Source organism: Komagataeibacter xylinus (assembly GCF_004302915.1).
Lineage (GTDB): Bacteria > Pseudomonadota > Alphaproteobacteria > Acetobacterales > Acetobacteraceae > Komagataeibacter > Komagataeibacter xylinus_C.
Window position 1 is genome coordinate 1 of the sequence record NZ_QQBI01000059.1, and the last position, 9,022, is coordinate 9,022.

A 9,022-nucleotide genomic window follows, 5' to 3' on the forward strand; every position below is an offset into this window, starting at 1 on the left:
GGCACTGGAAAGCCCACCAGCAGGTCCACAATACCATCGCCGCCTGAATACGCCCGCGTCTCCCGCCGGATGCTTACTCGGTAGCTATCCAACAGGAATATCAGTGCTGCGAACGGCTTCTTTCGATCCCCCGTTTCCAATGGCAGACATTCTGCTTGCCCCCCATTGCCAACATTTTTCTGCCGGGAAAATAGGGAACGGGTTGGCACTGGTGCGGCCATCAGAGTCAGAGGGCTGCGGGGATTTTCGTGACGGGTTGAGAGGATGGGAGAGAGTCTCCTGTCCGCCCGTCATGGAGTGTTTCGCCATGGCGACCGCTATTCCCAAAATCACCCTGAGTTCGTCCCGCGATATCCCGTTCAACCGGCTGGTGCTGTCCCAGTCCAACGTGCGGCGCGTGAAGTCCGGCCTGTCGATCGAGGAACTGGCCCGCGATATCGAGCGCCGCGGCCTCCTGCAGAGCCTGAACGTCCGCCCCGTCCTTGACGGCGAAGGGGCCGAGACCGGTACCTATGAAGTCCCCGCCGGTGGGCGTCGTTTTCGTGCGCTCGAACTGCTGGTGAAGCAGAAGAAACTGGCGAAGACCGCCCCAGTACCGTGCGTCGTGCGCGAGGCCGGATCGGCCATTCTTGCCGAGGATGATTCCCTGGCCGAAAACGTCCAGCGCGTGGCTCTGCACCCGCTGGATCAGTTTCGCGCCTTTCGCGACATGCTGGAGAAGGGCATGTCCGAGGAAGAAATCGCTGCCGCGTTCTTTGTCGCACCCGCCGTGGTCAAACAGCGCCTGCGGCTGATGACCGTGTCCGACAAACTGCTCGATATCTACGAGCAGGATGGCATGAAGCTCGACCAACTCATTGCCTTTTCGATCAGCGATGACCATTCCCGCCAGGAACAGATCTGGGACATCGTGTCCCGGAGCCATAACAGCGAACCCTACGTCATCCGCCGCATGCTGACAGAAAAGACCGTGCGGGCCTCGGATCGTCGCGTGCGCTTTGTCGGGCTGGAGGCCTATCTCGCGGCCGGTGGTCCTGTCATGCGCGACCTGTTCGAGGCCGATGACGGCGGCTGGCTGCAGGATCCAGCCATTCTGGACCGGCTGGTCATGGAAAAGCTGCATACAGCCGCAGAAGATATCCGCGCCGAGGGCTGGAAGTGGGTCGAAACCGCCCTGTCATTCCCATGGGGCCACACACGGCAGTTCGTGGAGATCAATGGCACGGAAGTGCCTCTTGCCGAGGAAGAGATGGTCCATCTCGAAGCCCTGCGCGCCGAGCAGGAAGCCATCGAGGCTGAATACGCTCAGGCCGATGAATACCCTGATGAGGTGGATGTACAGCTGGGCGAGATTGAACAGGCGATCGTTGCCCTGGAAGAACGGCCCCTGACGTTCGATTCCGCTGACATGGCGCGGGCGGGGGCCTTCGTCAGCCTCGACAGTGATGGCACATTGCAGGTGGAGCGGGGCTTCGTGCTGCCCGAGGATATGCCGACCGAGCCCGAAGAGACCGATGATGCCGATGGATACGATCATGCTGGGTATGATGGGCGGGACCACGATAGCACAGGCCATGGTTACCAGGAGGGGGAGGGTGACAACATTGCTCCCGACGTCGAGCCCGAGGAAGAAGACGGGATCAGGCCGTTGCCTGACCGGCTGCTCACCGAACTGACGGCCTGGCGCACGCTGGCCCTGCGGGATGCTTTCGCCAGCAACCCGCACATCGCGCTGACCGAACTGCTGCATACGCTGGTGCGTGATGTTTACTGGCAGACACCGGGTGCGGACTGCTTGGAAGCCTATGTCCGCGAAATCTCCCTGCCGGTCCATTCGCCCGACATGCCGGGCAGTGTGTCCGCCCACGCGCTGCGCCAGCGCAACGAGGGCTGGAAGCATGATCTGCCGGAAGACGAGGACGCGCTGTGGCGCTGGATCGACGGGCTGGACGATGCCAGCCGCATGGCGCTGCTGGCGCATTGCCTGTCTTTCGGGGTCAACGCGCTCTACGAGCGCATGCCCGCCTATGGTGCGGTGTCCCAGCGCAGCGTGACCGAGCGCCTTAAACGGGCCGATCGACTGGCGTCGGCCCTCGGTCTCGATCTGGTCGAGGCAGGCTGGCAGCCGACCGTCGAGAACTATCTCGGTCGGGTGACCAAGGCCCGTATCCTCCTGGCGGTGCGGGAAGCGCGCGGCGATGAGGCGGCAGAGCGCATCGCCCACCTGAAGAAGCCCGACATGGCGCGCGAGGCCGGGCGGCGGCTTGATGGTTCGGGCTGGCTGCCCGAGGCGCTGCGGACTGCGGGGCTGGTACATCAGACACAGGTTGAAACAGTGACGGCAGGCGAGGATATGGAGGCCATCGCTGCCGAATAACCCTTATGAGGTCAGGAACTTTGAGACAGCGGCTTCCGGTGCCCGGAAGCCGCTTTTTTCATGTCCGGCGTCCCGGAAAGAGGGAGAGGGCGGCTTCGCCTTGGGTGCCGAATAACCGGCATCAGAGGAGAGTTTTCCATGACCACAACCACCATCCTGCCTCCTGCGTCCCGTGGCGCCGCGTCTGGCGGCTTCCGGATTGATCCTTCCCGTGGCGAATGCAGCGCCCGCGTCTCGTCCGAATGGTTCTCGCGGCCCGATGACGAGCGCTACCTGTCCCTGTCTGACCTGCATGCCGCCACACTTGCCCGTGCCGAGCGCGCCACCGCCCGCACGGTGGAAAGCCGTGCCATTCGCGTCGAGGCCTCGCGCGACAATGCCGAGCGCCTGACCCTGACCGTGCCGGGACAGAATGACCCGGTTGCGCCCACGCACTGGTCGTTCGGCCAGATGTGCAGTCTGGTCGGCGCGCCATCGTCGTACCTGCGTAACCTGCCGGCCCCACTGGCGGCGATCAATCTCCAGCACGGGCTGCTGTCGCACCGCGCCGAACTGGTGAAAACGCTGGAAACCGAGGACGGCCGCGTCGAGCTACGCGCCGTGACCGGTCCCGATTACGGCCGCATCTGGGACCACGAACTGGTTGGTGCGGTACAGAAAATTGCTGGCGATGGGACCGGCGATACCAACTGGAAGGTGCCCGGTGTCATCGACTGGGCCACCATGACCCATAATCCCTATGTCGACATCACCAGGGAAACCACCACGCTGTATGCTTCAGACAGGGATGTGTTCCTGTTCCTTGTGGACGATACGCACCCGATCGAGGCGGGCCGCCTGCCCAATGGTGACCCCGATCTCTATTTCCGGGGTTTCTATGCCTGGAACAGCGAGGTCGGCAGCAAGAGCCTCGGCATTGCATCATTCTATCTGCGCGGAGTATGTCAAAACAGGATGCTCTGGGGTGTGGAAAATTTCGAACAGATCACGATACGGCATAGCAAGTTTGCTGCGTCCCGTTTCGTGCATCAGGCCACACCGGCGCTGCGGAATTTCGCCACGGCCAGCCCGGCCTCGTTCGTCTCCGGCATCCAGGCCTCACGCCGCGCACTGGTGGCCAGGAGCGATGACGATCGCGAAAGCTTCCTGCGTCGTCGTGGTTTCTCGAAGCCGGAAACCGCGAGGATCATCGAAACCGTGCTGCACGAGGAAGGGCGCAAGCCCGAGAGTGTGTTCGATTTCGTGCAGGGGATCACAGCGCTGGCCCGCACCAGGGCCAATCAGGACACGCGGCTGGATCTGGAGGAGAAGGCACGCAGGCTGATGGAGCGTGCTTCCTGAAAGCCGCTTTTCTGTCTTTCCGCCAATACGTTTTTACGAGCCCGGCCCCTGTGCCGGGCTTTTTCGTTTCGGGAGTTTTTCCGATGGCTGATTTCTTCACGCATTTTTCCTGTGTGCTCGATGTGGGCACAGTGGGCAATGCCGCAAAGGCGCTCGATCTCTACAATGAATTCATGGACGAACTGGCGGCGGAAGATCCGCCCTCTGATGGTTTCATTCTGTCGATCGTGCCGGAATATGGGGGCACGAAACTCTGGATGCACGATGAGACAACTGGCGATCCGCAGCAGGTGGTGGAATTCGTGCTACGCTGTGCGCGCTCCTTTCGGCTTCGGGGTCGATGGGGATTCCAGTGGGCCAATACGGCCTCACGTCCCCGGATCGGTGCCTTCAGCGGTGGCGCGCATCTGCTTGACCTTGGCCGGCGCAAGACGATTTCATGGATGACCACCGATCGCTGGCTGGCGATCGCCCTCGACGGAGGCGGTCCCGACACAGGAGGGCAGGGGTAATGGCCGGGCATGATGCAGGCGATCTCGCCCGTCGTCTGGCGGAGAATGCGGAGGCGGCGTGTCGGCGGTATCTTTCCGCCGGTCGTCGTCACGGCAATTACTGGCTGGTCGGCGACGTGCGCAACACCCCCGGCCGGTCGCTGTTCGTCCGGCTGCACGACACCGCCAATGGCAGAGCCGGAAAATGGACCGATGCACAGTCGGGCGAGCATGGCGACCTGCTCGATGTGATCCGCGAAAGCCTCGGCCTGGTGGATTTCCGCGACGTGGCTGACGAGGCGCGCGCCTTCCTCAGCCTGCCGCGCCCCGATCCGGTAATGTCGTCACGGGATCGTCCGGTTCAGGAGCGCGGACCTGCCAGTTCTTCCGAAGCGGCGCATCGGCTCTGGGCCATGTCCGGGCCGATCGCGGGCACACCCGTAGAAGCGTATCTCCGTAGACGCGACATTACGCTTTTGCACGGAGCCGGAGCCTTGCGCTTCCATCCGCACTGCTATTATCGCGCTGATGCCGACAGTCCGACCGAGACCTGGCCCGCGATGATCGCCGCCGTGACCGACCTCGACGGCACTCTGACTGGGGTGCATCGCACCTGGCTGGCGCGGGACGGAAAGGGCAAGGCACCCATCGTCATGCCCCGTCGGGCGATGGGCGACCTGCTCGGTAACGCCGTGCGTTTTGGCCCGGTGTCCGACGTTCTGGCGGCAGGCGAGGGGATCGAGACGGTGCTCTCGCTCCATGAGGTCATGCCCGATCTGCCACTGGCCGCGTGCCTGTCCTCGGCGCATCTCGCCGCCATGGTGTTTCCACCTGCGCTGCGCCGCCTCTACGTGCTGCGCGATGACGACCCAGCCGGAGACCATGCGGTGATGACCCTGCAGGACCGGACGCAGGAGGCCGGGATCGAGTGCCTTGCGCTCTCGCCACGTCTGGCGGATTTCAACGATGATCTCCGCTATCTCGGGCGTGGCGCGATGCGGGCGATCCTGCATCCCCAGCTTGCCCCGCAGGACGTGGCGCGGTTTCTGCATCCGGTCACGCACTGAGGCGGGCCGGGAAGGGGTGTGAGGGGCATCTTCTTTCCGGTGTGGCGCGGGGCTGTCCCGTTTCCGGATGGGGCGCGCCCGCGGCCTTTCTGGAAGGGGAGCGGGCGTCAGCCAGACCGGGCCTGCAATGGCGGAGACGGCTATTTTCCGCCGCGCGTGCCGCGCTTTGCATCGCGAAGCAAAATAGCCGTCTCCCTGCCATCCTCCACTGCGTTCCGGCCGCGCGTTGCGCGGTTCCGGCCCGGCCCTCGTCTGCCGCTATCCGCCCCCGGAAAGGCCGCGAGGGGCGCGGCCAGAATCGGAGGACAGACCCATGACCCGCACACAGGACGATTTCGAACCCGCGCACGCCACATCTTCCACCGCCCATGTGCTGGCGGAACTCCAGCTTTACGGCCACCGTCCCTTCGAGGACGAGCCGGACCCGAGGCCCTTGCCCGACGCCAGCCAGATCGAGGGCGCAGTCGCCGACATCTTCGACGCCCTGTCCGCCACGCTGACCGAAACCCGGCTGGAGCCCGATCTTGAACCGCTGCTCTGGTCCACCGTCAATGTCTTTCACCGCATGGTCGGGCAGGTGGAGCGTGATCTCGACCGCAACGAGCAGGCGCAGAAACGCAGCCAGCAGGAACAGGATGGCAGCGAGATCCGCTCCGTGGAACTGGAACGCCTCATCGCCGAAGGCCTGACTTTGCTGGAACGACGCAACGCCTGTGAGATATTCCGCGACCTCGCCAGCGACCAGTTCGAACGCCTGACGATGTCGCCCTGGCGGCCACGCTCTGGCTCGCTGGTCAGCCGCAGCACCCTGACGGCCTCCATGATCGACAGCCGCGATTTCCTTAGTGCCCGCCGCAAGGCCGAGACCGAACTGCTTGTGCCTCCCGGACCAAAGGTCGCGGTCACGGGCGGCCCTGATTACGAGGACCACCATCTGATCTGGAAGCGTCTGGACAAGGTGCGCGAGAAGCACCCCGACATGGTGCTGCTGCATGGCGGTTCACCCAAGGGGACGGAATTCATCGCCTCCCGCTGGGCCGATCATCGGCAGGTCGCCCAGATCGCCTTCAAGCCCGACTGGAACCGGCACGGCAAGGCCGCCCCGTTCCGGCGCAACGATGCCCTGCTGAAAGTCCTGCCCATCGGGGTCATGGTGTTCCCGGGATCGGGCATTCAGGACAATCTGGCCGACAAGGCGAAACAGATGGGCATTCCCGTGTGGAGGTTCCACAGGGAGGCTGGCGCATGAGCGCCGGCGTCTATTTTTAGGCTGCTAAAGTATAGCGATTTTTCGTGTTATTGACATCTGTCCGCGGGCGTAATTCAATAAATGAACTCATTCGGAATATGATGGTATATATTACCATAATTGTAAATTCTGAGATCTAAAAAGAGGATGGATTAGAGTGAATAATTGTGAAGAAAACGTGATATCGGCGAATAATTTCTTAAATGGAAGTATGGATGAAATAAAAAAATATCATTTGAGCCAAAATGTTATACTTGCCTTACTTCCGGAAGACGTAGAAGTTTATATGTGGCGGAATCATGAAGAAAATTTAGATTATAGCATATTTCATGATGATGATAAATTACATTTTGCTCTTCAACTGACGGGAACGGGAGCAACAGGTATGACATGTCGTGATGGTTTCATGCGTTATGAACGATTTCAGATAAAAGGAGTGAATTATGTCAGTTATCGTCCTGGAACGGTGATAGATTATAAAACTAGAGGAGAAGTTATGGGGTTAACTTTATCTCTTCCTTCTAAAAAAGCGATCGAATGGATGGGGGAGGAGAGTTCTGCTCTTTCCAAAAAACTTGCAAGTGGTCATTATTTTTTAGAAAACGAGAATGATATTGAGATTAATAAGGGCGCAAACTGGATACTGGAGACTCTTTCTGGTTTGTCAGTTGAAAAAAATAATTCTATAATATTATTGGGTAAGGCGCTCGCGTTAGCAGGATATATTTTAGAAGTACCTACTCTTGGGATGCGTGAGACAAGGGCTCAGTTGTCGGGTTGTGATCAGCGTCTTTTATACGCGCGAGATATGATTCTTTCAGATTTGGGTCAACCGCCTCGTTTAGAACAGATTGCTAAATGTGTTGGAATGAGTGTTTCTAGTCTTCAACGTGGTTTCCGCCGACTTTTTGGAAAGAGTCCCTATATGATTTTTCACGAAGAACGTATGCATGCAGCATACCGTCGGTTAAGGCAGGATGAAGCATCAATAGTGATGATTGCATCAGATATTGGTTACAGTAATCCTAGCCATTTCTCTTCGGCATTTCGTAAAATGTTTGGGCTTTCTCCTTCATTATTGAGAAGTGGTAGAACTAGGTATCGCAGATAATGTCTACATTTTCCCGATTTTCGGAAGGGTCTCTCCAGAACATGCAGCCAGCCAACCGAGATACGATGTCAGGGGGTAGTGTAAGGTGTCTCGAAGGGGGATGGATATGTTTCCCGACTGAGTGAAGTCCAACAGTATTTAAGTTTTCATCAAACCTGTTCGCGCTATTAAATTTTATATTATTGAAATCATATACGTGGTGCTTGATTCCTAAAATAGATTCTAACCTTATTAAGGTTTCTTTAGGTCTTTTTGTTAGGGTGTCATAGTCGACAATGATTAGTTTTCTAGAAAACTTGCTATAGAATGCTTCTCTAATCGCTTTCCAGCAATATCCGAATGCCCCTCCATTTGAAAGAAGAGCTTCAACTCGTTCATGCAAGGTGCCGCGATATTCAATGGGGATCAGATGGGAACCAAGCAATGGATCAGATTGAATAATTCTTTCAAAAGAATTAATAATCCACACAGGATCTCGAACGCAACAGATCACTTTAGAATTTGGATCAATATAATCCAATAGATTTAAGCGAGTGCACCACATACGGTGGTTATCAAAAATAATATTTTTATTATGTGTAGATGTTTTGTTTAAATAGTAGTTTTTTATAATTCCATAAATTAAATTCTTGCGCTGTGATTCATTAAATTCTGTTACTAACTCTCCTTCAACCATGATGGAAGATATTTTTACTATCATGGGTAATACGGGTGACGTAATCCCAGCGTGCTGAACATTTGGATTTTGTCTTAAAATAGCGGCTAGAAGAGTAGATCCTGAACGCGGTAGCCCCGACATGCAATGGAAAATGAATTCTGATGACATTTTAGACTCGTTTCAGAAGTGCCAAAGCTGTTACTTAATGTCGCGTATATGCTGCGTCTGCCCGGTTCTGGTCATTTAGCACTCAAATCTGGTCATTTTTTCATTATAATAAAACTCATTTATTAATATATAACTCATTAATAATATCATGGTAAAATTATTTATTACTAAATATTGGTGGTATGAACTATTTAAAGAAATAAATTTCATTAATTTAAAATATTCTCCATAGCGAAGAATAGTAAGCCGATGACTGCTATAAACTATACTATTATGTCAGGCTGAATATTCCGTTTGGTGAGAAACGGGCGAGGGAGCAGCAGTCCCTCTCCTCACCGGTGAAACGGTTGGTCCGTCAGTAGTGAAGGAGGGATCGTCCAGACTGCTTCGATGGAGCGTGCATGTGCTGGGGCGGGGCCATGCGACGCGGTGCGAACGTGCCCATAAACAGGCGCGGATGATGGGCATAATGTCGGATTGGCTGTAACCGGCCGTTTGAGGCCGCCTTATGATTGAGGATTGTGACTGGTAACTTACCGTCGTTAACGACGTCGTTATTG

The 9,022-nt window shown here is 57.0% G+C and carries 7 protein-coding genes; 6 read left to right on the forward strand and 1 reads right to left on the reverse strand.

Annotated elements, in window-relative coordinates; genetic code table 11:
- Positions 1–307: 307 nt before the first annotated feature.
- From DV027_RS16450 to DV027_RS16475, 6 genes are all read left to right on the forward strand, one after another.
- On the forward strand, positions 308–2,377 hold the full coding sequence (locus DV027_RS16450) for a ParB/RepB/Spo0J family partition protein (RefSeq protein WP_130732917.1): 2,070 nt from the start codon (positions 308–310) through the stop codon (positions 2,375–2,377).
- A gap of 138 nt (positions 2,378–2,515) precedes the next feature.
- Positions 2,516–3,718 carry a DUF932 domain-containing protein gene (locus DV027_RS16455; RefSeq protein ID WP_130732918.1) on the forward strand — a complete coding sequence of 401 codons (1,203 nt, stop codon included), beginning with the start codon at positions 2,516–2,518 and terminating at the stop codon, positions 3,716–3,718.
- Positions 3,719–3,801: 83 nt separating this feature from the next.
- Entirely contained in the window at positions 3,802–4,230 is a 429-nt protein-coding gene (locus DV027_RS16460; RefSeq protein WP_130732919.1) for a hypothetical protein, read from the forward strand.
- Positions 4,230–5,276 carry a DUF7146 domain-containing protein gene (locus DV027_RS16465; protein WP_130732920.1) on the forward strand — a complete coding sequence of 349 codons (1,047 nt, stop codon included), beginning with the start codon at positions 4,230–4,232 and terminating at the stop codon, positions 5,274–5,276. Before DV027_RS16460 ends, DV027_RS16465 begins: the two co-directional genes overlap by 1 nt.
- A 313-nt stretch (positions 5,277–5,589) precedes the next feature.
- The gene (locus DV027_RS16470) at positions 5,590–6,525 is read left to right on the forward strand and encodes a DUF2493 domain-containing protein (protein ID WP_130732921.1); all 936 of its coding nucleotides are present in this window, start codon (positions 5,590–5,592) and stop codon (positions 6,523–6,525) included.
- A 157-nt stretch (positions 6,526–6,682) separates the two neighbouring features.
- The gene (locus DV027_RS16475; RefSeq protein ID WP_130732922.1) at positions 6,683–7,636 is read left to right on the forward strand and encodes a helix-turn-helix transcriptional regulator; all 954 of its coding nucleotides are present in this window, start codon (positions 6,683–6,685) and stop codon (positions 7,634–7,636) included.
- On the opposite strand, the gene DV027_RS16480 is transcribed toward DV027_RS16475, so the two are convergent.
- Positions 7,620–8,435 (reverse strand): sulfotransferase family protein, encoded by an 816-nt coding sequence (locus tag DV027_RS16480; protein ID WP_242621980.1) that lies wholly within the window; start codon positions 8,433–8,435, stop codon positions 7,620–7,622. The genes DV027_RS16475 and DV027_RS16480 overlap by 17 nt on opposite strands.
- Positions 8,436–9,022 lie beyond the last annotated feature (587 nt).

Bases quoted from the DNA above. Each gene is read 5' to 3' on its own strand.
- DV027_RS16450 (WP_130732917.1), top strand. From the start codon at position 308: ATGGCGACCGCTATTCCCAAAATCACCCTGAGTTCGTCCCGCGATATC.
- DV027_RS16455 (WP_130732918.1), top strand. From the start codon at position 2,516: ATGACCACAACCACCATCCTGCCTCCTGCGTCCCGTGGCGCCGCGTCT.
- DV027_RS16460 (WP_130732919.1), top strand. From the start codon at position 3,802: ATGGCTGATTTCTTCACGCATTTTTCCTGTGTGCTCGATGTGGGCACA.
- DV027_RS16465 (WP_130732920.1), top strand. From the start codon at position 4,230: ATGGCCGGGCATGATGCAGGCGATCTCGCCCGTCGTCTGGCGGAGAAT.
- DV027_RS16470 (WP_130732921.1), top strand. From the start codon at position 5,590: ATGACCCGCACACAGGACGATTTCGAACCCGCGCACGCCACATCTTCC.
- DV027_RS16480 (WP_242621980.1), bottom strand. From the start codon at position 8,435: ATGTCGGGGCTACCGCGTTCAGGATCTACTCTTCTAGCCGCTATTTTA.